The organism is Alistipes ihumii AP11 (assembly GCF_025144665.1).
Lineage (GTDB): Bacteria > Bacteroidota > Bacteroidia > Bacteroidales > Rikenellaceae > Alistipes_A > Alistipes_A ihumii.
This window is the reverse complement of the sequence record NZ_CP102294.1, coordinates 676,281-702,491: the sequence shown is the minus strand read 5'-3', so window position 1 is coordinate 702,491 and position 26,211 is coordinate 676,281. Positions and strand designations below refer to the sequence as shown.

Here is a 26,211-nt window from a genome sequence, read left to right as displayed (position 1 = left end):
TGCGGGTTCCGCGGAGCGTGGCATGGAATTCAAAATCCGCGAAGCGTCGCACCGTTTCGGCTTAAAGCTCGAAGTCGAGGTTTTCGATCTCCGTGGCGATCTGCTTTACGAAACGGGTCGCCTCGCCGCCGTCCAGCGCGCGGTGGTCGTACGTGAGACTCAGACCCATATAAGGAACGAAACCGTAGACGCCTCCGCCCAAATTCTTAGGCCGCGGCACGATCGTGTTGACACCCAGAATGGCTACCTGAGGCAGGTTGATCACCGGCGTGAAGACCTCGACCCCGTAGTTGCCCAAATTCGATACGGTGAACGAGGCGGCCTCCGACGACAGCAGGTCCGGATCGATCGATCCTTTCTTGCAGGCGTTGGCCACTTCCTTGAGCTGGTTCGAGAGGCCCTGAATCGACAGGTCGTCGGCGTTCTTGACCACCGGAACCATCAGGCCGCGTTCGGTATCGACGGCCAGTCCGAGGTGCACTTTCGAGAAGTTGCGGGTGCTGTCGCCCAAGAAGTGAGCGTTGACCTGCGGGAATTTCTTCAGCGCCTTGATGACGGCCAGGCAGACCATGTCGTTCAGCGTGATATTGGTCGGGTAACCGTTTTCCATCGCTTTCTTGACCTTCTCGCGCAGCGCCAGCACGCGGCGGGCGTCGGCGCCGAGGTGGTGCGTCAGCTGGGCCGAGTTCTGCAGCGAAGCGTGCATTGCCTTGGCGATCAGCTTGCGCATGTTCGAGAGCGGCTTGATCTCGCTGTCCGACGAATAGACGTGGTTCTTCAGCGCGCCAACGTCGGCACCCTTGGCCATGCCGGCCAAACCGCTTCCGGCCTCGGGCAGCGGAGCGCCCGTTTCCTTCATGATAGCTTTGGCCAGCGGGGTCGTTTTCGGCGCGGCTTCCAGCGCGGCCTTCACGTCCCGCTCGATCACGCGGCCGTGAGGACCCGATCCGGCCAAAGCCGATGCGTTGACGGCTTCCTTGGCCGCGAGCATCTTGGCGCGGGGCGAAACGGGCGACGAAGCGCCGGTCGGAGCGGCGGTCGTCTCGGCATGAGCCGCAGGCGCTGCTGCCGGAGCCGCTGCAGGTGCTGCCGCCGGAGCGGGCGCGGGTGTCTCGGCCGGCGCAGCCGTCTCGCCGCCCGGGCGGAACTCGGCCGTCGACTCGCCTTCGTTGCCGATTACCATGACGTTCGTCAGTACGGGAATTTCGTCCCCGTTGTCGAAAAATACGTCCAGTACCGTGCCGGCCACTTGGGCGGCTTCTTCGAACGAGGCTTTGTCCGTCTCGTAGGAGAACAGAATGTCGCCTACCGCGACGGAGTCGCCTTTTTTCTTCTTGAATTCGGTCAGGATGCAGCTCTCTACGGACTGACCCTGTTTCGGCATGATGACTACTGTTGCCATAAGTTGTTCGATTAGTATTTTGTAAAGTTAGTTTTGTGCTTTTACCCTGCAAAGATACAACAATAAGTCATATATACAAGTGATTTCATTATTTTTTTCTAAATGCTGTCGGTTAGCGTGTTAGCTCCGGTGGTGTTGTGTTACAAGTTGGCAGCTTGTATGTACAAATTTCTTTCTGCGAAATTTGCACGGACGGAATTATTTTCCTAATTTTGAACGAGGGAAACGCATTAAGATATTTAGTGGTAATCCTTTTCGCGCGGCGGGAAAGACGTCGCCCGCGGAACAAAACGGCAATTTTATGGGCAATTTGCCTCAATATAAACAGGTATACGAAGCGCTGCGCCGGGAAATTTCGTCCGGCGAGTTTTCGGCGGGCGATCTGTTGCCTTCCGAGCACGAGCTGTGCGCCCGGTTCTCCGTCGCGCGGCCGACCGTCCGAAAGGCGCTCGACCAGCTCGTTTCGGACGGGTTCATATTCAAACATCAGGGGAAAGGCAGCATTGTCAAAGGCGCTCCCAAGGGGATCGGCATCTTGTCGATTTCCGGTACGAGCGCGGCCGTCGGCAGCCCGAACTTCTCGACGCACATCATTCTGAAACCCGAACTGCGGACGTGGACCGAGGCTTTCTCGTTTCCTGTGGAAGAGTGGGAGCGGCGTGCGGGATGCATCTATTTCGAGCGGCTGCGGCTGCTCGACGGAGTGCCGGTATTTTTCGACATCACGATGCTGCCCAATATCGGGCTGCCGCGTTTTCTGAACTACGATCTCGAGAACCGCTCGCTGTTCGACTCGCTTCGCTCCCAATATCAGATCACCGTGACCGGAGGCACGCAGCAGCTGTTCGCCATACGGGCCGACAAGCGCCTGCAGGAATATCTGGGCGTACGTGCGGGGCATCCGATTCTGCAGCTCAACCGCAAGATCGAGACATCCCGGCCCGGGTTTCACATATACAGTCAGGTCTTTTGCGCGACGCAGGGCTACGGGCTGATCGGTACCTTCTAAATTATTTTCGTAGCTTTGCGCTTTCCGTTTCCGAACTTAAAAACGAAGAAGATATGAGTCAGATTAGACAATGCGCCGTCGATACGATTCACGCCGAGGCGGATGCGGTCAGCCGGCTGGCTACCCTGCTGACGGACGATTTCGAGGGCGCTGTCCGCGCGATTCTGGCCTGTACGGGCAAGGTCGTGGTGACCGGCATGGGCAAATCGGGCCTGATCGGTAAGAAGATAGCCGCTACGCTGGCCAGTACCGGAACGCCTGCCTTTTTTCTGCATCCGGGCGAAGCCTATCACGGCGATCTGGGTATGATCTCCCGCAACGACATCGTGCTGGCGATGGCCAACTCGGGTCAGACCGACGAGATTCTGCGGCTGATTCCGTTCATGCAGCGCAACGGCAACCGGATCATCGCGATGACGGGCAATCCCGAGTCGACGCTGGCCAAGAACGCGCACTATCATTTGAACGTCAACGTCACGCGAGAGGCCTGCCCGATGAATCTGGCTCCTACCTCTTCGACGACGGCTATGCTCGTGATGGGCGACGCGCTGGCCATCGCGCTGATCCGCGAGCGGAACTTCCGGCCCGAGGACTATGCCGTATTCCATCCGGGCGGCAGCCTGGGACGCCGCTTGCTGACCCGGGTACGAGACGTGATGCGCAAGGACATTCCGTGCGTGGAGCCGACCGCAACGCTCGGCGATGTGATTATCCGCATCAGCGACGCGCGGCTCGGGATTGCCGCGATCGTCGAACAGGGGCGTCTGACGGGCGTTATCACCGATGGCGATGTGCGTCGCGCGATGACCAAGTACAAGGAAAATTTTTTCAATATCGAAGCCCGGCAGATCATGTCGCGCAGTCCGAAGACCGTTTCGCCCGACGCCCGGATCACGGAGGCCGAGGAGATGATGCGCACCCACAAGATTCATTCGATCGTCGTGACCGACGAGAGCGGAGGGCCGGTCGGCGTCGTGGAGTTCTTCAACGTGTCGGTGCTCGGTTGACTCCTGCCGGCGCGGCCGAGCGGGGGGACTTTTCGGGAGGGCGGCAAAAGTTGCGGTCCTTCGTCGCATGAGGATTTGGATTTGTGGATATTGGCGTTGCCGGCGTTGTGCTCGCAGAACGAAGGCCGGTGGCAAATCCGTCGACATGCCGTTTCGCGGATGACCTTGGATCGGGCCGTCCCCCTCTGTCGTAGTCCTTCCGAACTTTCCTGAAGTTCGTCTGTCTGTCGTCCGTATCGAATCGTCGGCAGAAAACGACGGAGAGTTCCTTTCGCCGTTTTTGTCGGAACGGACGTTTCTTCGTTATGGCGGTCGGTTTTGCAGGGCACGGATCGTCCGCGTTCCATGTCGGAATTTACGCCGGACGGGCGCATGTCGCCCCACTGCCGATGTGGGAGAGCTCGGGGCGGAAATATGCGGAAAAATACCTATCTTTGGTCATCGGAGCACAGCGCCGAGGCGGGCCTGCGCGGACGCGCCCCGGCACGGGAAGCCGGTCCGGCTATCGGGCGAGTCGGTAGGACCGCCGGGGGCTTATGGGGCGAAGGTTCACTTTCTTACGATCATGGACAAATCGGACCATAGCGAGTTCAAATACCTGGTGGCTAACGAGAGCGATCACCGATGGGGCATTACCGCCACGTCGGTGGGCTTTCAGCGGGTGGACCCCGACGAGGCCTATCCGTCTCCGATTCATCCGCGCGGCTACTATTTCGACGTTGTTTCCGGGCGCGTGCTCGACGAGTACCAGTTGATCTATGTCGTCGACGGCGAGGGGACGCTCCGCACGGAAAGCGGCAGCTACCGGCTGACGGCCGGTACGATGTTCCTGATCTTTCCCGGCGGCTGGCATACTTACCGTCCCAGTCCCGAAACGGGATGGAGCGCCTACTGGATCGGATTCCGGGGACGGGTGATCGACGACCGCGTGGGCGGCGGCTTTTTCAGCGGAAAGTCGCCGGTGTTCCGGATCGGACTTTCTCCGCTGGCCGTCGATGTCTACCGCGAGGCGCTGGCCGTAGCCGGCAGGGAAGACCCCTGCTACCAGCAGGTGCTTTGCGGGGCGGTGTCTCTGCTGATGGGGCTGGCGCTGAACCGCAGCCGCAGGGAGAAGCCTTCCGACGGGGTCGTGCGCGACAAGATCGCCCGGGCCAAACTGATGATGATCGACAATTTGTCCGAGCCGCTTTCCGCTCAGCAGATCGCCCGGCGCCTGAATGTCAGTTATTCGTGGTTCCGTTCGGCTTTCAAGCGCCTGACGGGCATGGCTCCGGCCCAGTATCTGATCGAACTGAAGCTTTACCGGGCCATGGAGTTGCTTTCGGAAAACCGGATGACGGTCAAGGAGATCGCCTATGCGCTCGATTTCAATTCGTCCCGCTATTTTTCCAGCTTTTTCAAAAAAAGGACGGGCCGCAGCCCGCTCGAATACCGCGCTTGGATTCGCCGCAATGTGCCCGAAACGGACGGGCCGAAGCGCGCATGAGGCAAAATTCGTAACCTGCCGGTCAATTTTAGTACGTGCCGGAAGTTTCCCATTGTTTATCTTTGTAAATAAGAGACGCCCGTTCCCGGAAAGCGTAGACCTTTTGCGGCGGCTTGCGGCAGACGGACAAGGGTGCTCCGGAATTAAAAAATGACGAAACGATGAAGATAGGACTTTTCGGAATAGGACTGAACACTTATTGGACCCAGTTCGAGGGCCTGCTGGCTCGTTTGGAGGGGTACCGCCGCCGGATAGCCGATCGGCTCGCCGAAACGGGAGCCGAGGTTGTCGACGCCGGGATGGTCGACGAGCCGGCCAAAGCCGAGGCGGCGGCGAAGCTGCTGCGCGAGAACGGTGCGGAACTGGTCTTCCTCTACATATCGACGTATGCGCTTTCGTCGACCGTACTGCCCGTCGTACAGCGGTTGGGCGTTCCGGTCGTCATGCTGAATCTGCAGCCCGAGCCGGCTATCGACTACGACCGACTCAACGCGATGGGCGACCGGGGACGGATGACCGGCGAGTGGCTCGCCCACTGCCAGGCCTGCTCGGTGCCCGAGGTGGCCTGCGTGTTCAACCGGCTCGGACTGCGTTACGATATCGTCACGGGCTATTTGGCGGAGGATGCGGTCTGGAAACGGATCGGGGCGTGGGTCGATGCCGCCCGGGCGGCATCGGAGCTGCGGCGCAACCGCATGGGCGTGCTCGGCCACTATTACTGCGGCATGCTCGACGTGTACACCGACTTGACGCGCCTCTCGGGCGTGTTCGGCACTCATTTCGAGCTGCTCGAAATGTGCGAGCTGAAGACATTGCGCGACGAGGCGACGTCGCAGCAGGTCGCCGCGAAGATCGACGAGTTCTATGAAACGTTCGACGTGGCTTCCGACTGCGAACGTTCCGAGATCGAGCGGGCCGCGCGGACGTCGGTGGCGCTCGACGGGCTGGTCGCCCGGCACGCTCTCGGATCGATGGCTTATTATTACGAAGGGACGGGCGATTACGAGAACATCGTCACATCGGTGATCGCCGGCAATACGCTGCTTACCGGGCGGGGAGTTCCCGTAGCCGGCGAGTGCGAGGTCAAGAACGCTCATGCGATGAAGATCATGGCGCTGCTCGGCGGAGGCGGCTCTTTCTCCGAACCCTATGCGATGGATTTCGACGACGACGTCGTGCTGTGGGGACATGACGGGCCTGCTCATTTCGCGATGGCCGAGGGCCGCGTGGGTCTGGTTCCGCTGCCGGTCTATCACGGCAAGCCGGGCAAGGGACTGTCGATCCAGATGAGCGTCCGGCGGGGGCCCGTGACGCTGTTGTCGGTCGTCGAGGGCCGCGACGGCGTATTCCTGCTTGCGGCCGAGGGCGAGTCGGTCGAAGGCAAGACGCTTCAGATCGGCAATACGAACAGCCGCTATCGCTTTCCGATCGGCGCGCGCGCCTTTATGGACGGTTGGGCCAAGGCCGGTCCGTCGCATCATTGCGCGATCGGCACGGGACATCTTTCGGACCGGATCGAAAAACTGGCCTTTCTGCTCGGCATACCGTTCATAAAGGTCTGTTGACGCGGCGGGCTCGCCGGGCTCCATGCGGCATGGCGGCGATTCCGGTCGCTCTTTGGGCGGTCTTGCCGGCGAATGCGCCCGTGCGGCCGATCCGGAGGGACCGTCCGGGCGGGGCCGGCGGACTCGGAGCGATGACGTTTCGGGGCGGGAAGGCATACGGTGCGGCTCACGCTCCGGCGTGCGCGTTTTCCGGTCGCAGGGGTTCGGAAAGCTTTGCGCCCGATGACCGGACTATATGGCGGCCGCGTGGCCGATTCGCCGATCCGCTTCCGTCCTTCGGGGTGGCGGGCGAGCCGGTTGCAGACGCTTCGAGATAGTTTGCAAAACTACTAACGTGATACTGCTATGACTTTTCTTAACATGATCCGTCGGGCCGGGGTGTGGGCCTTTCTGTTGTTTGTGGGGACTGCCGGGCCGGTTCGGGCCGGTATTCATGACCGGCTGATGTGGACCGATTCGGCCGTTGCCGCCCCTGACCGGCATGTCGCTTTCCGGGGAACTTTCTCGCTCGATGCCGACACGACGGTCGATCTGCAATTGAGCGGGGCTTCGTGGTATGTCGTGTGGCTCGACGGCGCGTACTATACCGAGGGCCCCGACCGCTATGCGGCGAAGTATCCCGAGTACCAGACGCGTCGTGTCCGCTTGGCGGCCGGCGAGCATACGCTGGCCGTGCAGGTGCAGCACGAGGGCGTGGCGACCCGCATCCTGCGCGAGATTCAGCCGTTTTTGTACGTGCGCGCTTCGGTCGGCGACCGTGAGGTGCCCGTGCGCTGGCGCTGCCTTCCGCTCGAGGGCTACGCTTCGCAGGTCCGCAGGGTCAATCCTCAGCTGGGCTGGGTCGAGTGGGTCGATACGCGCCGGTTGCCGGAAGGTTGGCAGCAGGCGTCTTTCGACGATTCGTCGTGGGCGGAGCCTGTCTCCGTCCGTCGTCCGCTCGGGGAGTTCGCTCCGTCGCGGATCGCGCCCGTGCGCAGTCTCGACGTGACGCCCCGCCTGATCGGGAAGGGCGTTCTCGCCGAAGTGTTCGGCTACCCGGGCGACAATCCCGGGGCGAGTTTCTTCCTGCGCGATCTGGACGACAGCCGCTATCCGGCTCAGGGCGTTTGGCGGCGTTACGATTTGGGGCGCGTCCGGCTCTCGAGACCCTGCTTGCGGATGGACTTGCCCGAGGGAACGGTCGTCGAGATCGCGTTTTCGGAGTTTCTCAGCGGCGGACGGGTGGCCCCGTGGATCACGCTGTCGGCGGGCGACTCGTACAACCTGTGCCGTTTCGTGGCGCGAGGCGGCGAGCAGGCATTTTTCCCGCTCGTGCCTAAGGGCGGCCGTTTCGTCGAGGTGCATGTGATCGCGCCGCCCGACAGCGTGCGCTTTTTGGAGGAACGCTTCGTCGAGCGGAGCTATTACGATCGCCCGGAGGGCCGCTTCGCTTGCGGGGACACGTTGCTCGAGCGGATATGGAATACGGGAATCGAGACATACAAGGCTTGCAGCGAGGACGCTTTGATCGACAATCCGACGCGCGAGCGGGGCCAGTGGCTCGGCGATGTGGGCATCGTCGGCATGGAGATCGGGGCCGCCGGCTTTTCGGACATCGCGATCGTGAGACGCGGGCTCGTCCAGTCGGCCCAGTGCGCCGACAGCGCGGGGCTCGTGGCCGGGTTGTGTCCCGGCGGCGAGTCGTACATGGCCTCTTATGCGCTGCAATGGGTTCCGGCTTGCCTCAGTTACGTGCGGTTGACGGGCGATCGTACGCTGCTCGGCGAGTTGTACGAGGCTGCCGAGCGTAACGTGGCGGCGTTCGACCGCTACATGACCGACGAAGGTATCTCGGGCGAATGTCCGTACTGGAACTTCATCGACTGGGGCTACGTTCCGAACGACGGACCGTGCGACATGGCGCTGAATCTGCACTACATGATCGCCGTGCAGTCTATGACACGCTGGTCGTCCGAGCTGCGGCTCGACGACCGGGAAGCCTACTATCGCGAGAAGGCGGACCGCTTCCGCCGGATTCTCGACCGCTACTACGCCGCCTGCGGCTTCGACTGGGACAAGGTGGGGTATCACCGGACCGTGCTCGGGTTACGCGCCGGACTGGTTCCCGACGACCGCCGGGAGGAAGCCGTCGCGTTCATTAAGCGGCATATTCTGCGCTGCTTTCCGAACGATCCGACCGCTCCCCGGCTGAGCGATCCGGCTGCCAACAATCCCCGGCTGATCACGCCCTATTTCGCCCATTACGCGTTTCCCGTGCTTTTCGAGAGCGGCGAGGCCGATTTCGTACTCGACCAGTATCGCGCGTGCTGGGGCTGGGCGCTGGGCGAAGGCCGCACGACTTGGGTCGAGGTGTTCGATACGCGCTGGACGCACTGTCATCAATGGGCGGGCGCGCCGACTTGGCAACTGACCCGCTACGTGCTGGGACTTCATCCCCGGTTCGACAGACGGACGAACTCTTTCGACCTGAAGCTGCTGCCCGGCTCGCTCGGACAGGCCGAAGGCGACGTTCCGCTCCCGTCGGGAGAACGGATCGCCGTTCGCTGGCAGGCGGAGGGCGACCGCATCCGCTATACGGTAAACGCTCCTTCCGAGGCGATCGAGATCGTGACGGAGCGGGGAGAACGGATCCGCGTGAAACCGTTCGCCACGCGGACGGTCTGCCTGAAGGCTTCGCAGAAATAGAGTGTAATATTCCTGTTTCATTCTCGTTTCATGGAACCGGATAGGCTCGGTTTTTGCCTGTTTTTCCGCTTTTCGGGTGAAACCGACTACAAAAAGCGTGTTACGAACCAACGAAACGATTCTTTTTCACCCCTTTCGTTGGTAACTTTGTCCGGTTTAAAACGTGTAATTCATGAAACAGTTGAATGTCGTTTGGGCGGTGATCTTGGCGCTGGCTTTCTCGGCGTCCGTTCGCTGCGAGGCGGCCGGTCCGGCTAAAAAGAAAGTCTCCGCCGTCAAGATTTACGACGCCAGCAACGAGCCGGCCGAAATGCCGTATTTCGGCAAGAAGCACCTGCTGATCTTTTACGTCGATCCCGATCATGCCAATCAGAACAAAGAGTTCCGCGAGAATCTGGAGAAAAATCAGATCGACAGTCCGAACATCTACGGTTTCGGCATCGTGAACCTGAAGGACGCCCCGATGCTTCCGAACTCGATCGTACGCGCGATGATCCGCAAGAAAGTGAAACAGACCGGCGCGGCGATCTATACCGATCCCGACCGGATTCTGAGCAAGGCATGGGATCTGGGCGATTGCAACGACCAGTTCGTGCTGCTGTTCGTGACCAAGGACGGCGAGGTCGAGTTCATGAGCAAGGGCGAAATGGCCCAGCAGCAGATCGACGAGTTCTATCGGGTGATCGACAAATACCGGTAGTTTGGTCGGGGAGCGATATTTCGCTACTTTTGCATCTGTTCTCCTTCGGAGGCGAAGCCGCCGAGGCAAGGTGCCCGGCATTAATCTGCCGCATGTATGATAAACGCAAGAAACCTTCTGTCCGCTATCCTGCTCTTGGCCGTGACCGGTTTGCCGGTTTACGGCCGGTCTTCGTCTTCGGTATCGGCGGCCGCTGCCGACACGACGATCGGCTATTCGTCCGATACCGTATTCAAGGCGTCCGGCGATACGGTCGTCAAACACCGCTATCTGACCCGGATCAAAAAGACGGGCGATACGGTCGTTCGCAGAAACAATTTCTTCCGTCGCTTCTACCATTATTTTGAAAGCGCGAACGAGGACAAGACGCTGACCAAGAAGTTCGATTTCAGCATTATCGGCGGACCGCACTACTCGTCCGACACGAAGCTGGGACTCGGTTTGGTGGCAGCCGGACTGTACCGGACCGGCAAGGGGGACACGCTGACCCCGCCGTCGAACGTGTCGCTGTTCGGCGACATTACGACGACCGGGTTCTATCTGCTCGGCGTGCGAGGCAATACGTTGTTCGAACAGTCGAAGTACCGGCTGGACTTCACCGCCTATTTCTTCTCGTTCCCGGGAGCTTTTTGGGGAATCGGGTACCGGGACGCCACCTATAATCAGGCCGAGTCGTACAAGCGGCTTCAGAACCAGATAAAGGTCGATTTCATGTTCCGCGTGTCGAAGAATTTCTATCTCGGGGTCAGTCCGAGCTTCAACTACATCGAGGGAAGAGATTTTTCCAACATAGACTATCTGCGGGGACAAAAGACGCGCTATATCAATACCGGGCTGGCTGCTTTTTTGCTGTACGACTCGCGCGATTTCATTCCTAACGCGTGGCGCGGCATATACGTCAAGCTCGAGCAGCGGATATTCCCGGGTTTCTTCGGCAACGACGGAGCTTTCTCGCGGACCGAGTTTCAGGGCAACGCATACCACCGGGTATGGAAGGGCGGCGTGCTGGCATACGATCTGCACGCGATGTTCAATTACGGTAACACGCCCTGGACCATGCTCTCGCTGCTCGGAGGCTCGTACCGGATGCGGGGATATTACGAGGGACGCTACCGCGACAAGAAGATGATCGAGGCGCAGGTGGAACTGCGGCAAAAGGTGTACGGACGCAGCGGTATCGCCGTCTGGATCGGAGCGGGCAATGTCTTCCCATCCATTCAGCGGTTCAACTGGAAGCATACGCTGCCGAACTACGGTATCGGCTACCGCTGGGAGTTCAAGAAGCGGATGAACGTCCGATTGGACTACGGGTTCGGCAAGAAGGACCAGAACGGATTTTTGTTCAGTATCAACGAGGCGTTCTGAGGCGGTCTGCTGCCTTCGGGCAGCAGGTTGCCGGATGCCTCGACTCAAAACGGAATTGAACCATGTCATTCGATAAATTGCACAAATGGTGGAACAGGCAGAGCGCGATCGTCGTCGTGTATGTCGTCGTGATGCTGCTGCCCAACGTGCTGCTCGCTATTACGGAGCCTTATTCGTTCACGACCGTGACCGCCTCGCTACTGATGCCGGGAGCTGTCTATCTGCTGCTCGCCGTGGCGCTGAAGCGGCCCGGGCTGCTGATGCTCTGTTCGTTTCCGCTGATGGTTCTCGGCGCGTTCCAGATCGTGCTGCTGTATCTGTTCGGCGGGTCGATCATCGCGGTGGACATGTTCACGAATCTCTTTACGACGAACGCCTCCGAGGCCGGCGAGCTGCTGGGCAACATCTGGCCCTCGATCGTATTCGTCATCGTTCTCTACGTCCCGCTGATCGTGCTGGCTGTCCGCTCGCTGCTGCTTAGAGACCGGCTTTCGGTCCCGTTCCGCCGTCGGGCGGCGCTCGGAGCTCTTGCCGCATTGATTCTCGGCGGGGGAATGGCCGGCGTCTCGTATGCCCGCCATCCGGGGTTCGGCATCCGCTATCATATTTTTCCCGTCAACGTGATCTATAATATCCGTCTTTCGCTCGACCGTTGGGCGCAAAGCAACGCATATCCCGAGACTTCCCGCGATTTTCGTTTCGGCGTGACGCGCGACAGCGTGCCGGACGGCCGCGAAATCTACGTGATGGTGGTCGGCGAGGCTTCTCGGGCTCCGTCGTGGAGCCTGCTCGGCTACCCGAGACAGACTACGCCCATGCTCGAGCGCCGCGACGGGGTCGTCCCGTTCGGCGATATGCTGACCCAGTGCAACGCGACGCATAAGAGCGTGCCCGTGATTCTTTCGTCCGTTTCGGCTGAAAATTACAACGACATATTCGAACAAAAGAGCATCATCACCGCGTTCAAGGAGGCGGGATTCGCTACGCTGTATATTTCGAATCAGGTTCCGAACCGCTCGCTGATCGACTATTTCTCCGCCGAGGCCGACCGGCGGGTGGACATATCTCCGCGCGAAGGACAGCTCTATACCGACAACCGGCCCGATGGCGACATGCTGCCGATTCTGCGGCAGGCCGTCGCTTCGACCGACAGCAGTCTGTTCGTCGTGCTGCACATGTACGGCTCGCATATGGATTACACCAAGCGCTATCCGAAGGATTTCGCCTTCTTCACGCCCGACGATGCGTCGGCCGTCAACCGCGAGACCAAGGACAAGGTGCGCAACGCTTATGACAACAGCATCCGCTATACCGACTATGTGCTCGATCAGGTCATTTCCGTACTCGACAGCACGGATGCCGTTACGGCCCTTTTCTTCTGCTCCGATCATGGCGAGGACCTGATGGACGACGACCGGAACCGCTTTTTGCACGCCTCTCCCACACCGACTTACTATCAGCTTCATGTGGCCAGCTTCGCATGGTTTTCCGACCGTTACCGCGAGCTGTTCCCCGAAAAGTACCGGGCTGCGCGGGAGAACTGCGGCAAGCCTGCCACGTCGGCCTCCGTGTTCCATAATCTGGCCGACATCGCTTCCTTGCGGAGCCCCTATGTCGATTCGACGCAGGCGTTTACGAGCGCGGGCTTCGTCCCCGTGCTGCGACGGATGTATTTGAACGATTACAACGAGGCGGTCGAGTTTTACAACTCGGGGCTCGAGCCGGAAGATTTCGAAATGCTCGACAAACATCGTATCGAGTATGACCGGAATCATGTCCGGACTATTCGGTACTGATAGGAAACTATTTTCCGGCGGAGATGCGGAGTCCGTTTGCACGTCGCGCAGGAGCTCTTGCCGGGAAGCCCGTTAGGAGTTGAACAATAGCGGAGAGGATGTCCGGCCGGACATCCTCTCCGCTATTGTTTTTTCGGAAACGTTTCCCGCGGTCTGGTTCTCGGATTGCGGTCAGAAAGACCCGACGGACGGGTTTTCGGACGTGGCTTTGCGAGGCGAGGGGCGGAAATCCTCGTTCCGTTTTGTCCGCGAATCGTCGTTTATCTTTTTTCGCGTACACCTTTCCGTTGGTCATGCCGTCTATTTTTCGTATCTTGTAACGGATTTCGCACTTCCTTTTTCGGCTTTGGGTCGGGATGGTCGTGTCGGGGCGCGGTCGTATCCGATATTCGGGGGGCGATTGTTGTCTGCCGGCGAGTATGTCTGCCGCGGAAATGCGTTTGTACAAGGATACGGGAATGGTTGCAGCTATATGGCTGGTAGCCGGTCTTTTGGCCGGTTCGGGACTTATCGTCGGGAGAAACCCGCGCATGTCTTCGTGCTGCGTTTCGTCGTCGGATGCCGGGCGTGCGGGGCGGAAAGCGCGACGGGTCGTGTTGCGGACTTTTCTGGGCGCCGCCTTCGTGACGGCTGCCGGGGGAACGTTGACGCTTGCGCAGGGATGGCGCGAGGCATCGTGGCTGTTTCTGATCGCTCCCGCCCTGGTCGCTCTGATCGCGGCGGTAAGAATTTCGGCCGGCGAATCGCAGCGGAGTTCCGCCACGGCGGTCGTGCCGGTTCTTTGGGCTTTGCTGTTCGGCCTGCCGGTTCTCGTGGCAGGGTATGCCGTTTTTTCCCTGCGGGACCCTTCGCTGAGTCTGTCGTCGGACCGGTTGCGGATCGGCGGGGCCTATGGGGAACGGATTCCGTGGAACGAACTTTTTTCCGTCCGTCTGGCCGACACGCTGCCTTTCGTCGAGGAACGGACGGACGGGCTCGGTACGGGAACGATCCGCAAGGGCTATTTCCGGCTGAGAGGTATCGGTACGGCGAAGCTGATGCTGACCTCGGGCAAGGGCCCGTACGTTTATATGCGAAAACGATCGGGACAGTATGTCGTTTTGAATTTCGGCGAGGCGGAACGAACGGTCCGCTCGTACGAACGGATAAGCGAGATGCTCGATAAGACAACTTCAAACGATTCGGTCTGCTTATGCGAATGATGAAACCATGGTGGCTGGCGTCCGCGCTTCTGCTCGCGAACGTCTCGGCCGCGCAGGGCCCGAAAGCCTTGCGCGAGGAGTTCCGGAACCCTTCCTTGCGTTACCGGATGAATGTGAACCGGCACAGCATGCCGCGCGAGGAGCGCGCGCAGGATTCGATGATCCGATGGATTCTGGATAACGGCTATCGGGGCATGGCCACGAATGTCAATCCGGACGATTATCTGCGCAGCGACGACGAACTGGCCGTTTTCAACCGCTTCGTGCATGCCGCCAAGAAGCAAGGGCTCGATCTGTGGCTCTACGACGAGCGTTCCTATCCGTCGGGTATGGCCCATACCTATGTGCTCGAAGGACATCCCGAGTGGGAAGCCGAGGGCCTGCTGTTCCGCGATACGACCGTTCGGGGCGGAACGACGCTCGACCTCGCGGCCTTGCCGGGCGAGAGAGTGCTCGTACGGGCGTTGCCTGTGACCGAGTGCGGTCTCGACTACGACCGCTCGCTCGATCTGTCTGCTTTTGTCCGCGACGGCCGCCTGCGCTGGCTTGCGCCCGAGGGCCGCTGGACGGTGGCCGAGATCAACCGCTCGGCGCTGTACGAGGGCTATCAGGCCGGGACCGACCGGGGCGGAGGATACGCCCCGCGCTATCCGAGTCTGCTGCTCGAGGACGTGACGCGGCGTTTTATCGAGACGACGCACCGCCGCTATGCCTCCGCGTTCGACGAGCCTTTGGGCGAACTGTTCACCTCGACCTTCACCGACGAGCCGTCGCTGATGGCTCAGCCGTATCAGAATCCCGGCTATGGCGTCTATCCTTGGAAGGAGAATGTCTCGGCGGAGTTCCACAGCCGGTACGGCCTCTCGCTGGAGGACGGACTGCTGAGGCTGATGCTGGACGAGGGACCGGAAGGGCAGAAGCTCCGCTATCGCTATTTCCGGGTCGTTACCGATCTGCTGACCCGCAACTATTTCGGACAGATACGCGACTATTGCCATACGCAGAAGCTTCTCTCGGGCGGACATCTGCTGCTCGAGGAGTGTATGATGGCCCACGTGCCGCTTTACGGCGACATCATGGCGTGCTACCGGGCTATGGATATTCCGGGAATCGACAACCTGACCGGAATTCCCGCCTTTACGCGCCGTTACCTGTACTCGTCGCGGCTGGCTTCGTCGGCTGCCGAGCTGGAGGGCCGCTCGCGCATGATGGTCGAGTCGTGTCCGATCTCCGACTATCCTTTCCACGGCGGCAAGGAGGCTCCCACGCAGCAGGTCAAGGGTACGCTGAATCGGATGATTCTCGGCGGCGCGACCGATTTCAACAACTATCTGCAGCTTCAGCACGAGGATGCCGCCGGGCGCACGGCTGTCAACGAGTATGTGGCCCGGGTCGTCGGGATGCTGTCGGGCGGCGTTCGCGCATCGCGCATCGCGGTGTATTATCCGATCGAGACGCTGTGGACGAAATTCCGCCCGCTCCCGTCCGGATTGCTGAGCTGGGACGATATTGCCGGAGGCGCGCCCGAGGCGCAGCAGCTGTCGCGGCTGTTCGACCGCGTGAGCGACTGTCTGATGGACAACGGCTGGGAATTTTCCTATCTCGATTCCCGGGGAGTCGAGGAGTCCGAGGTCGAAGGCGGCTGGCTCGTACACGGCGATCTGCGCTGGGACGTGCTGATTCTGCCCGGGGTCGAAACGCTGTCGCAGCAGGCTATGGACCGGATCGCCGAATTCGTCCTCGACGGCGGACGCCTCGTCGTACTGAACGCCCTGCCCAAGAATTCGCCGGACGAATTTCCGTCCGCAGGGATCGTTCGTCGCTTCAACGAGCTCGCCGGCGGCGCGGGACCTGTTCGCCCGGCCGTCTATTACGAACCGCAGTTCGAGCCCGGACGGCTGAATACGCTGCTCGAAGGCATTCTTACGCGCGACATCGTCTTTGCGCCTCACAGGGATATTCTTTATGCTCATAAGCGGATCGGGGGCCGCGATGTCTATTTCGTCACGAACGACACGGACCGGGCCCAAAGCGTGAAGCTGAGTTTTCCCGGGGCGCGGAAACTCGAGTTGTGGAACCCTCAGAACGGTGAGGTCGGGCCTCTCGCGGCTTCCTCGGAGCTCACGCTGGGGCCCTACGAAGGTATGATCGTCCGCCGGATAAAATAAGTGCAATTCTAACCTAAACCGATAAATGCTATGAAAATCAACCGTATTGCGAGCGGCCTGCTGCTTACGGTCGCTCTTGCCGCCGCTTCTTGCGGCACGGAGCGGTCCGACGGCGGTAAGCTCGCGAAAGAGACCGAGGCGGTCGGCTTGCGTTGCCGCAACCTGATCGATCCCGAGGGAGTGGATAAGGCGTCGCTCAGCTGGCGTATCGCCTCCGATGCGCGGAATGTCGTGCAGACGGCTTGGCAAGTCGAGATCGCGTCGAGCAAAAAGTCGCTCGAAAAAGGCCGAGCCGACGTATGGAATTCCGAGAAACAGTTGTCCGATCGTCAGCTGAACATCGTGCCCGAAGGGGTCGTTTTCGAGCCGGGCAAGCTCTACTGGTGGCGCGTCCGTGTTTGGAACGCGGCCGACGAGGTGACTCCGTGGAGCGAGCCGGCCCGTTTTTCGGTCGGTCCCGATACGGCCTACCGCTGGCAGGCCGAGTGGATCACCTCCGAGTGGGGCGAAAATTCCCCCATGCCGTATCTGCGCAAGGAGTTCGATGCGTCGAATTCCGGGACCAAGCCCGAGCGGGCCGTTGTCTATATGTCGGGACTCGGGTGCGGCGATCTCTATCTGAACGGTCGGCTCGTCGACGAGACCCGCGTGTTGGACCCTGCTCAGACCAATTACGAGCAGTACGCGTTTTACAGCACGTTCGATGTGACGGATCTGCTCGAAAAAGGGGATAACTGCATCGGCGTGATGCTCGGCGACGGCTGGTACAATCAGGACAAAGTGTGGAGCGCAGGCATGAGTTACGGCAAGCCGATGCTGCTGTTGCAGATGGAGATTACCTACAAGGACGGCTCGAAGCGGATCGTGGCGACCGACAGTACGTGGACGTGGGCTCCGGGACCGGTGCTGAGCGCGAACCTCTACGCCGGCGAGTCTTACGATGCGAACCGCGAGATCGCCGGCTGGGCTTCGCCGGGAACGCCTTCCGGAGATTGGAAGAGCGTTCGTCCGGCCGAGGGCGTGATTCCCGCGCGCTTGGTTCCGCAGGTCATGGAGCCGATCCGGCTCAAGCAGGAAATCGCTCCGGTAGCCATGTGGCAGGATTCCGCCGGCAACTGGATTTTCGATTTCGGCGTCAACGTGGCCGCCGTACCCCGGCTGACCGTCGAGCAGCCGCAGGGCACCCGCCTTCGGATGCGCATGGGCGAGCGGCTCGACGACAACCGCCGCGCGATCGACTATCGGACGACCGGCGTCGGTGCTACCGGTGTGGTACAGACCGACGAATACGTTTGCAAGGGGACCGGGCGCGAGACATGGACTCCGCGTTTCACGTATCACGGCTTCCGCTACTTGGAGCTTTCCGGCGCGGCGACGCAGCCGGATACCTCGTGGCTCAGGGCGGTCGTCGTGCATACCGACGTGTCCCGGCGCGGCAGCTTCGAGTGTTCCGATCAGCAGATCAACCGTCTGCACGAGATGGCCGTGCGCACGATGCTGAGCAATACGCACGGTTTGCCGACCGACTGTCCCCACCGCGAGCGTTGCGGCTGGCTCGGCGACGCGCATGCCGTGTTCCCGTTCGAGAGCTTCAATTACGACATGGGTAATTTCTGGGCCAAGTACATGGCCGACATCAGCTCGACGTCCTCCGTCTTTTTGGAGAATACGCTGCATCAGAAACTCTACAACACGCAGTTCTATTTTGCCGATAAGCAGCCCGGCATTCCGTTCATGATCTCGCCGGGCCGCCGCCTGTGCGGCGTTGCGTCGCCCGACTGGGGCACGGCCGTCGTGCAGCTTCCGTGGTATATGTACCTCTATTACGATGACGAGGATGCGCTTCGGAAATATTACGGCGAGATGAAGCAATGGGTCGATCATGTCGAGGCTCTGACCGAGAACCATATCGTGCCTTACGGCCTGGGCGACTGGTGTCCGCCGGGTAAGATCGATTGTCCGATCCCGCTCAGCTCGACGGCTTTCCACTACCTCGACGCCTCGATCGTGGCCAAGGCTGCCGCGGTGCTCGGAAACACCGAGGATTCGGCCCGTTACGCCGATTTGCGGGATCGGATCGGCCGCGCTTTCGTTGCGGAATTCTATGACGGGAAGAACAAGACATTCGGCAGCCAGACGGCCGATGCGATGGCGCTCGATCTGGGACTTGTGCCTGCCGGCGACGAGCATGCCGTGTCCGATGCGATCGTGCGCAATATCGACGAAAAGTACGACGGATTCATCCATACGGGTATTTTCGGTCTCGGGCGGATCGGACAGGCTCTGTCGCGATACGGCAATCCGGAGGCGGCCTGGCGCGTATTCACGAAAAAGGGCGAGAACAGCTTCGAGTGGATGTGGATCGCTGGCGACGCTACGACGCTGTGGGAAGTTCTTCCCATTGACAGCGCACATTCCGACATGGTTTACGGTTCGTTGAGTCATCCGATGCAGGGCGGATACGACGCTTGGTTCTACGAGGACATCGCCGGCATCCGTCCCGACGCTTCGGGACCCGGATTCAAGGTGATTCGCTTCGAGCCGACGATGACCGGCCAGCTTCGCTGGGCCGAGGCTACGCTCGATACGCCCTACGGCCTCGTCGAAAGCGGCTGGCGCAACGAAGACGGCTTGCTGCGGTGGAAAATCGTTATTCCTGCCAATGCTTCCGGCCTCGTGGCGCTTCCCGAGGGCAAGAACATCACGGTCGACGGCCGCGCTTTCGATCCGACGGACTATCCGGTTGCCAGACAAGGACTCGGTTCGCCGCTGTACCGCTTCCCGTCCGGCAGCTATACGTTCGAGATCCGGTAGTCGTTCGGGCATGAACGGCGAGGAAGACTCGCGGAACCGGGAAGGTTCCGCGAGCTTCTTTTTCATGGATTGCGGTCTGTCCTGCCGGGGCCCGGTGCGGGTTTCGGACGGTACGGGCTTCGGGCCGACCGCTTTGTCGTCCGATGCCGTCCGCGCGTGTCCGGGCTACAGGAAGGCCGGACATGTTCCGGATAGTGAGTACCGTGTTTGCGTCTTGTCCGTTTCCGGTTTCGCTTCCCGGACCGGGAGGGGAGAAACGGGACCGATTCGCTCTCGGGCTTGTTTCGCCGACGGTTTTGCTCCGTTCGGCCGGGGCAGGGAGCGGCGGGGCTCCGACGGAAGTTCCCGGAGCGTTCGCGGGATGGATCGGGTCACGGTATCCAGCCTTTTCGGATCGGACAGGGCTCCGGCAGGTCCGGTTGCGGCCTTGCGGTCGCTCCGGCAGCACCGAAATTCGCTTTCGGGTCGAAAGACTTGAAAAAAATCTTCCGATTGGCGAATATATGTGTTATTTTTGTGCGCGGAAAAATATCTAAAACATCAACTAAACATAATCGTTATGGCTTACAGAATGATTCTCAACGAGACCTCCTATTTCGGAGCCGGCTCGAGAAAGGTAATCGCGGAAGAGGTTGCCAAGCGCGGTTACAAGAAGGCGCTGATCGTGACCGACAAGGATCTGATCAAGTTCGGCGTAGCCGATCAGGTGATTGCCGTGCTGAAGGATGCGAACATTCCTTACGAGATTTTCGACGAAGTGAAGCCGAACCCTACCGTGAAGAACGTGAAGGCCGGCATCGCCGCGTTCCAGGCGGCCGGAGCCGATTTCATGATCGCGATCGGCGGCGGCTCGTCGATGGATACCTCGAAGGCGATCGGGATCATCATCAACAACCCCGAGTTCTCCGACGTGGTGTCGCTCGAGGGCGTAGCCAATACGAAGAAAAAGTCGGTTCCCGTCATCGCGCTGCCGACGACGGCCGGCACGGCTGCCGAGGTGACGATCAACTACGTGATTACGGACGAGGAGAACGTCAAAAAAATGGTATGCGTCGATCCGAACGACATCCCGACGCTCGCGATCATCGACCCCGAGCTGATGCTTTCGATGCCGCGCGGTCTGACCGCATCGACCGGCATGGATGCGCTGACGCACGCGATCGAGGGCCTGATTACGCTGGGCGCATGGGAAATGAGCGATATGTTCGAGACCAAAGCCATCGAGATGATTGCCAAGTGGCTGCCCAAGGCCGTCGAGAATCCCTCCGATATCGAGGCCCGCGACGGCATGGCGACGGCTCAGTACATCGCCGGCATGGCATTCTCGAACGTCGGGCTGGGACTGGTGCACGGCATGGCTCACCCGCTGGGCGCCTACTACGACATTCCGCACGGCGTGGCCAACGCGCTGCTGTTGCCGTTCGTGATGGAGTATAACAAGGAGGCCGCCAAGGCCAAGTACCGCACGATCGCCGAAGCGATGGGCGTCGATACGTCGTCCATGAGTGACGACGAGGCTGCCGATGCCGCAGTCAAGGCCGTGAAGGATTTGGCTATCCGTGTTCGCATTCCGCAGCACCTGAGCGAGATCGGCGTTCCCGAAAGCGGTCTGCCGACGCTGGCGCAGGCGGCTTTCAACGATGTCTGCACGCCGGGCAATCCCCGTCAGACGAACGTAGAGGAGATTCTCGCCATTTATAAGAAAGCGTTCTAAGGACGAGGCGGAAGTCTTCAGTCAGATGATAGCGGCCGGCCGGTTCTTTGAACCGGCCGGCTTCGTTTTCCTGCATGGACGCTTGTTCCGGCAGAAGGGGAATGGCCTCGTGCGGGTCCGGTGTGGCGGACGGGAGGTTCGTCGTTTCGTGTCGGGGACGGGGAAGCCGGCGGATGAAGTTACGATAAGTTTACTTCGGGAAGCGTGGCGATTATTCCGAAATTCTTACCTTTGTGTAAGGTTATCGGAGAATTTTTCCCGATCGCTACGCTCCTTTCGCGTAACGCTTCGCGACGATGCCGTGCCCGGCGGATTGCCGGTCCGGATCGTTTTTGTCGAGGGAATACCGCTTGTCTGACGCGAGGAGGAAGAAATATGTCCCGAAATTTAACGCATTGTTGATTATGAAAAATCTATGGTTGATTCTGGCGGTCGGATTCGCGGCCTTTTCTTGTTCCGGCGCTCCTCAGGCGCAGGAGCCGACACGGGTCGACAGCATTCTGCGGAAACTGTACGATCCGAATACCTCCTCGGTCGTGGTGGTCGCTCATAGGGGAGACTGGAAGCATAGCGTCGAGAACTCACTGCCCGCCATGCGGCATGCGATCGAGATGGGGGTCGATGTCGTCGAGATCGACATTCGTCGGACCGCCGACGGACGTCTGGTGCTGATGCACGACGCGACGATCGACCGGACGACGAACGGTCGGGGCGAGGTGGCCTCGCTGACGTTCGACTCGATCCGCCGATGCCGGCTGAAAGCTCCCGACGGTACGCTGACCGACTTGCTCGTGCCGACGCTGGACGAAGTGTTCGAGCTCGGACGCGACCGGATCCTGTTCAATATCGACAAGGGCTTCGATATTTTCGACGATGTGTTTTTTCTGGCCGATTCGCTGGGAGTCGCCCGCCAGGTGCTGATGAAGGGAACGCAGCCGGCCGACCGCGTGCAGGAAGCGCTCGGGAAGTACCTCGACCGGATCGTCTACATGCCGATCGTCCATCTCGACAAGGAGGGGGCGTTGGAGGCGATTGCCGATTTTCAGGAAAAGATACGTCCGGCGGCTTACGAGCTGCTTTATGGAAACGATACGACGCGTGTGCCGCTCGAAGCCGAGAAGATGCTCGCCGGTCGGGCGCTGATCTGGTACAACACGATGTGGAAGGGCATGGCCGGCAGCCGCTACGACGACCGGGCCGAGACGGAACCCGACAGCGTATACGGGGTGCTGATCGACTCGCTGGGCGCACGGATTATCCAGACCGACCGGCCCGGGCCTCTGATTCGCTACCTCGAAGCGCGCGGACAACATTGACGGGTAGCCGATTCGGACGAGCGTTCCGCGGAGAGATGCCGGGCAGGCTTTGCGTCGGCCGGCGGCTTTGTGAATCGGAGCGGTAGTTGCTTTGGTTTTCGGCTTGTGCCGTGGTATTTCTTCGTAGGAATATAAGCCGTTTCCATGAATCCGTTGCCGGCTTCCGCTCGGAGCCGGTTCCGGAACGGAAAGACTGTACGGTGCCGAAAGACGCGCGGAGTTCGGCCGGGCGTGAACGGGCTTTCCGTGCGGGTATCTTCCGCGATAGGGAGATGCGACAGGCGCGCGAAAATTGCTATATTTGCGTGAGAAATATTTCCGTACAGGCTTATGACACGACGACCGTCCGATCCTTCCGTCCGATCCGTGCAGGAAGACGATATGCCCGTGCGTCCGCCGAGACGGGTCGGCCGCCGGGTCGCTAAGATTTCATTGGTCGCTTTGGCTTCGCTGATCCTTTTGACCGGGCTGGTTCTGGGCGGCGTGGCTCTGGTGCTTACCCCCGCCCGTCTGACACCGCTCGTCAACGAGTATGCCAGCCGGGTGCTGAATGCTCGGATCGGGTTCGATACCGTATCGCTTTCGCTGGTACGGCATTTCCCTAACGTGGGCGTTCGTCTCAAAGGAGGCCAGATCGTTTCCCGGGCCTTCGAGGGCCTGCCCGATTCGTTGCGCGCGGAAATACCCGCCGCAGCCGATACGCTGTTGCGTTTCGACGAGTTTACGCTGGCGCTCGATCTGCCCCAGCTGCTCGCTTCGCGCTTGGTCGTCCGCCGGATCGATCTGCGCCGTCCCCGCGTTTATGCCTATGTGGCCCCATCGGGGCGGGCGAACTGGGAAATCTATGCGGCCGATACGGTTTCCTCCGAAAACGATACGGTTTCCGCTTCCGACTTTTATCTGCACGTCGCCCGCCTGACGGTGCGCGACACGGCTCATATCGTCTACGACAGCCGTCCCGACCGCACGAAAGCCGAGCTCGATCTGAACATGCTGAGCTTGAAAGGGACTTCCGGCCAGACCTACCGGATCGACTGGGAGAGCCGGAGCAGCGTCCGGGTCGATACGCTCGACTTTTGTCGAGATTTGCCCGTCTCGTTGCACGGGGGATTCGCGTTCGATACCCGCCGGCGCGGAGGAATCCTGTTCGATGGGCTGACGCTCGAAGCGGGCGGCATTCCGGTGCGTCTCGACGGACGGGTCGACCTGTCTGCCGACAGTATCGATTCGCGTCTGAACTGTCGTATCCGGCCGCTTTCTGTCGCCCGGCTGATCGGTTTGGTACCCGAAGGTCTTTCCCCTTCTCTGAAAGGAATCGAAACGGATATCGCCCTCGATATGAATGTGAATGTCAGGGGCAGCTACCGTATGTCCGACGGCCGTTTGCCCGATTTCTCGGTCGAGTTGAAGACCGACGGGGGCTATCTCGGGTATAGGAATGCCAAGACCCGTCTCGACCGTCTGGCTCTCGACGCCTCGCTGTTCTACCGTTCGGCCCGGCCCGATTCGATAGGGTTCGTACTGAGACGTCTGTTCATGCAGGGAGCCGGCATGACGCTGGATGCCGATGCGACGGTCTGGAATGCGTTGGGCGATCCGTCCGTAGCGGCGAGGGTGGCCGGGGCGGTCGATCTCGACACGTTGTCCGTCTTGTTCCCGTCGCAGCGAGGAATCGGGGTTCGGGGCCGTCTGGGTATCGATGCCGGCGCCCGTTTCCGGCTCAGTCAGCTGAATATGACTCATATCGGTCAGGTCCGTTTGGGCGGTCGGGTGACCCTGGACGACATCGGGATCGATATGCCGGAGGATACCGTTTCTCTGATGGTCCGCGGAGGCGTGCTGACTTTCGGTTCGGAAGAAGGAAGGAACGATTCTACGAGCTTCGACGGCTTGCAGACGCTCCGCATGGTCGTAACGGCCGATACGATGCATGTCGATTGGAAGAACCAGCTGCGGCTGATCGCTTCGAAAGTCGGCGCCGGGGTCCGAAGCGACGCGGCATCGCTCGGAGGAGACACGACGGTCGTCCACCCGCTGGCCGGAGGGGTAGGGGCGCGTTATTTCGAAGTTTCCTTGTCCGACTCTTCCTCGCTGAGGCTGCATTCGGTCCAAAGCACTTTCCGCATCGAACCTTCTGCCGGGAATGCCGCCGTACCTTTGCTCGGTCTTTCTTACGATGCCCGGATGATGAATGTACGAAACGGAGTGGAGCGTTACGATCTGTTCGGCAGCCATGTCGATATGAGCGCTACGCTGGCGGCCCGTCGGTTCGATTCGGCGCGCCGTCGTCTGCTGCTCGATTCGTTGCAGGGGGTCTATCCCGCCGTTGCGCGGGATTCCTTGTTCGCTCACTGGAGAGCGCAGAGACGTCGCGGTACGATGGCCCGTCAGGACGATTTCGCCGGGTCGGATATCGATATGCGGATCGACCGGTCGCTCGGCGAGATGTTGCGCCGTTGGGATGCGAACGGTTCGGTGAAGGCTGCGGGCGGGCGCGTCGTTACGCCCTATTTCCCGCTTCCGAACCGGTTGCGTCGGGTGGATATGCGCTTTACGACGAATGAGATCGAACTGAAAAATACCCAGATACGTTCCGGAGTCTCGTCGCTTGAGCTGACCGGGCGCATCGGGAATCTCAGGCGGGCGCTCTCCGGGCGCGGCGTGCTCGAGGTGGATATGGAAATCGAATCCGATACGCTGAACTTCAACGAGCTGGCTCGTGCGGCAATGGCCGGTGCGGCTTACGGCGAAAAGTCCGAACAATACTGGCAATCGCTGGCCGAGGCCGAGAGCAGCGAGCGCTTGCAGCAGCTCATCGAGGAAGGCAGCGGGATGGCTGATGCCGATTCGGCCGGTAGTCCGCTGATCGTCATCCCGTCCAATATCGATCTGCATGTCGGTCTCTGCGTTCGCTACGGCCTTTACTCTACGCTGGTGCTGCATTCGCTTTCGGGCGATCTGATCGCCCGCGACCGTTGCGTCCAGCTAAAGGATTTGCAGGCGAAAACCAATGCGGGCGATATGAGCCTGACGGCTCTTTATGCCACCCGCAGCCGCGACGACATTGTCACGGGTTTCGATCTGGAGCTCCGCCGCGTGCAGGTCGAACGGCTGATCTCCCTGATGCCTTCGGTCGATTCGCTGCTGCCGATGCTGCGTTCGTTCGAAGGTATGGTCGATTGTACGATCGCCGCGACGGCTGCGGTCGATACGATGATGAACATCGAACTGCCGACGCTCAATGCCGCCTGCAGCATCCGGGGCGAGAACCTCGTGCTGCTCGACGGCGAGACGTTTACCGAAATATCCAAGATGCTCCGGTTCAAGAACCGCAAGCGGAATCTCATTGACCGCATATCGGTCGATCTGCTCGTGCACGACAACCGGATCGAGCTATTCCCGTTCATCGTCGAGATGGATCGTTACAAGGCGGCTGTCAGCGGAGTCCAACGGCTCGACATGAGTTTCGACTATCATATTTCCGTTCTGAAGTCTCCTATTCCGTTCCGTCTGGGCGTCAATATTTTCGGTACGCTCGACAAGTTCAAGTTCCGGATAGGGCGCGCGCGCTACAAGAGCGAGAATCTCCCGTCGTTCGTCGGTCTGATCGATACTACCCGCGTGAACTTGCGTCGTACGATTACCGATATTTTCCGCCGGGGCGTCGATGCCGCTTCGCTCGGAGAGATGCGGATCGCTCCGACCGTCGATTCTTCGGCCTATCTGTCTCCCGACGAGCGACTCTCCCGTGCCGACAGCCTGATGTTGCAGCAGGAAGGAATTTTGCCCGATTCGGTCGTGATCGACTCTTCGGCGAGAGTGCCTGCCTCGGAGCCCGATTCGCTTGCCGGACGGTCCCGGGAGCCCGCCGACGAGACGATGTCGCGGGCGGAGCGCCGCAGGGAGCGCAAGGCGTTGAAACGGGAACGGAGAACCGGACAGAAGACGCTTCCTTCGATAACCGGATAGATTCGCCATGCGT

15 protein-coding genes are annotated in these 26,211 nt (G+C 60.4%); 14 read left to right on the top strand and 1 reads right to left on the bottom strand.

What is annotated here, in order from left to right; all coding sequences use genetic code 11:
* Positions 1–61 precede the first annotated feature (61 nt).
* Entirely contained in the window at positions 62–1,402 is a 1,341-nt protein-coding gene (locus NQ491_RS02835; RefSeq protein WP_026089489.1) for a dihydrolipoamide acetyltransferase family protein, read from the bottom strand.
* Between the two features lie 301 nt (positions 1,403–1,703).
* Between NQ491_RS02835 and NQ491_RS02830 the strand changes: the two genes are divergently transcribed.
* From NQ491_RS02830 to NQ491_RS02765, 14 genes are all read left to right on the top strand, one after another.
* The gene (locus NQ491_RS02830) at positions 1,704–2,411 is read left to right on the top strand and encodes a GntR family transcriptional regulator (RefSeq protein WP_019244845.1); all 708 of its coding nucleotides are present in this window, start codon (positions 1,704–1,706) and stop codon (positions 2,409–2,411) included.
* A gap of 53 nt (positions 2,412–2,464) precedes the next feature.
* On the top strand, positions 2,465–3,418 hold the full coding sequence (locus tag NQ491_RS02825) for a KpsF/GutQ family sugar-phosphate isomerase (protein ID WP_019244846.1): 954 nt from the start codon (positions 2,465–2,467) through the stop codon (positions 3,416–3,418).
* 565 nt (positions 3,419–3,983) lie between these two features.
* Complete coding sequence (locus NQ491_RS02820; protein WP_019244847.1) at positions 3,984–4,904, top strand: AraC family transcriptional regulator; 921 nt, start codon at positions 3,984–3,986, stop codon at positions 4,902–4,904.
* Positions 4,905–5,065: 161 nt separating this feature from the next.
* On the top strand, positions 5,066–6,469 hold the full coding sequence (locus NQ491_RS02815) for an L-fucose/L-arabinose isomerase family protein (protein ID WP_019244848.1): 1,404 nt from the start codon (positions 5,066–5,068) through the stop codon (positions 6,467–6,469).
* A gap of 345 nt (positions 6,470–6,814) precedes the next feature.
* Positions 6,815–9,154 carry an alpha-L-rhamnosidase-related protein gene (locus NQ491_RS02810; protein ID WP_081587378.1) on the top strand — a complete coding sequence of 780 codons (2,340 nt, stop codon included), beginning with the start codon at positions 6,815–6,817 and terminating at the stop codon, positions 9,152–9,154.
* A 172-nt stretch (positions 9,155–9,326) separates the two neighbouring features.
* Entirely contained in the window at positions 9,327–9,854 is a 528-nt protein-coding gene (locus tag NQ491_RS02805) for a YtfJ family protein (RefSeq protein WP_019244850.1), read from the top strand.
* A 96-nt stretch (positions 9,855–9,950) separates the two neighbouring features.
* Positions 9,951–11,219, top strand: coding sequence for a BamA/TamA family outer membrane protein (locus NQ491_RS02800; RefSeq protein ID WP_026089490.1), 1,269 nt, complete (start codon positions 9,951–9,953; stop codon positions 11,217–11,219).
* A 62-nt stretch (positions 11,220–11,281) separates the two neighbouring features.
* Positions 11,282–13,015, top strand: coding sequence for a phosphoethanolamine transferase (locus NQ491_RS02795; protein WP_259800682.1), 1,734 nt, complete (start codon positions 11,282–11,284; stop codon positions 13,013–13,015).
* Between the two features lie 458 nt (positions 13,016–13,473).
* Positions 13,474–14,217: a hypothetical protein gene (locus NQ491_RS02790; protein WP_147524885.1), complete on the top strand. Its 744-nt coding sequence runs from the start codon at positions 13,474–13,476 to the stop codon at positions 14,215–14,217.
* Positions 14,208–16,385, top strand: a complete 2,178-nt coding sequence (locus NQ491_RS02785; RefSeq protein WP_081587379.1) for a glycosyl hydrolase — start codon at positions 14,208–14,210, stop codon at positions 16,383–16,385. The genes NQ491_RS02790 and NQ491_RS02785 overlap by 10 nt, the downstream gene beginning before the upstream one ends.
* 30 nt (positions 16,386–16,415) lie before the next feature.
* The gene (locus NQ491_RS02780; protein WP_019244855.1) at positions 16,416–19,199 is read left to right on the top strand and encodes an alpha-L-rhamnosidase; all 2,784 of its coding nucleotides are present in this window, start codon (positions 16,416–16,418) and stop codon (positions 19,197–19,199) included.
* Positions 19,200–19,758: 559 nt separating this feature from the next.
* On the top strand, positions 19,759–20,913 hold the full coding sequence (gene fucO / locus NQ491_RS02775) for a lactaldehyde reductase (RefSeq protein WP_019244857.1): 1,155 nt from the start codon (positions 19,759–19,761) through the stop codon (positions 20,911–20,913).
* 404 nt (positions 20,914–21,317) lie between these two features.
* Entirely contained in the window at positions 21,318–22,229 is a 912-nt protein-coding gene (locus tag NQ491_RS02770; RefSeq protein WP_019244858.1) for a glycerophosphodiester phosphodiesterase family protein, read from the top strand.
* A gap of 330 nt (positions 22,230–22,559) precedes the next feature.
* On the top strand, positions 22,560–26,198 hold the full coding sequence (locus NQ491_RS02765) for an AsmA family protein (protein ID WP_081587380.1): 3,639 nt from the start codon (positions 22,560–22,562) through the stop codon (positions 26,196–26,198).
* The last annotated feature ends 13 nt before the right edge of the window (positions 26,199–26,211 follow it).

Coding starts and splice junctions, on each gene's coding strand:
- NQ491_RS02835 (WP_026089489.1), bottom strand. CDS start 1,402: ATGGCAACAGTAGTCATCATGCCGAAACAGGGTCAGTCCGTAGAGAGC.
- NQ491_RS02830 (WP_019244845.1), top strand. CDS start 1,704: ATGGGCAATTTGCCTCAATATAAACAGGTATACGAAGCGCTGCGCCGG.
- NQ491_RS02825 (WP_019244846.1), top strand. CDS start 2,465: ATGAGTCAGATTAGACAATGCGCCGTCGATACGATTCACGCCGAGGCG.
- NQ491_RS02820 (WP_019244847.1), top strand. CDS start 3,984: ATGGACAAATCGGACCATAGCGAGTTCAAATACCTGGTGGCTAACGAG.
- NQ491_RS02815 (WP_019244848.1), top strand. CDS start 5,066: ATGAAGATAGGACTTTTCGGAATAGGACTGAACACTTATTGGACCCAG.
- NQ491_RS02810 (WP_081587378.1), top strand. CDS start 6,815: ATGACTTTTCTTAACATGATCCGTCGGGCCGGGGTGTGGGCCTTTCTG.
- NQ491_RS02805 (WP_019244850.1), top strand. CDS start 9,327: ATGAAACAGTTGAATGTCGTTTGGGCGGTGATCTTGGCGCTGGCTTTC.
- NQ491_RS02800 (WP_026089490.1), top strand. CDS start 9,951: ATGATAAACGCAAGAAACCTTCTGTCCGCTATCCTGCTCTTGGCCGTG.
- NQ491_RS02795 (WP_259800682.1), top strand. CDS start 11,282: ATGTCATTCGATAAATTGCACAAATGGTGGAACAGGCAGAGCGCGATC.
- NQ491_RS02790 (WP_147524885.1), top strand. CDS start 13,474: ATGGTTGCAGCTATATGGCTGGTAGCCGGTCTTTTGGCCGGTTCGGGA.
- NQ491_RS02785 (WP_081587379.1), top strand. CDS start 14,208: ATGCGAATGATGAAACCATGGTGGCTGGCGTCCGCGCTTCTGCTCGCG.
- NQ491_RS02780 (WP_019244855.1), top strand. CDS start 16,416: ATGAAAATCAACCGTATTGCGAGCGGCCTGCTGCTTACGGTCGCTCTT.
- fucO (WP_019244857.1), top strand. CDS start 19,759: ATGGCTTACAGAATGATTCTCAACGAGACCTCCTATTTCGGAGCCGGC.
- NQ491_RS02770 (WP_019244858.1), top strand. CDS start 21,318: ATGAAAAATCTATGGTTGATTCTGGCGGTCGGATTCGCGGCCTTTTCT.
- NQ491_RS02765 (WP_081587380.1), top strand. CDS start 22,560: ATGACACGACGACCGTCCGATCCTTCCGTCCGATCCGTGCAGGAAGAC.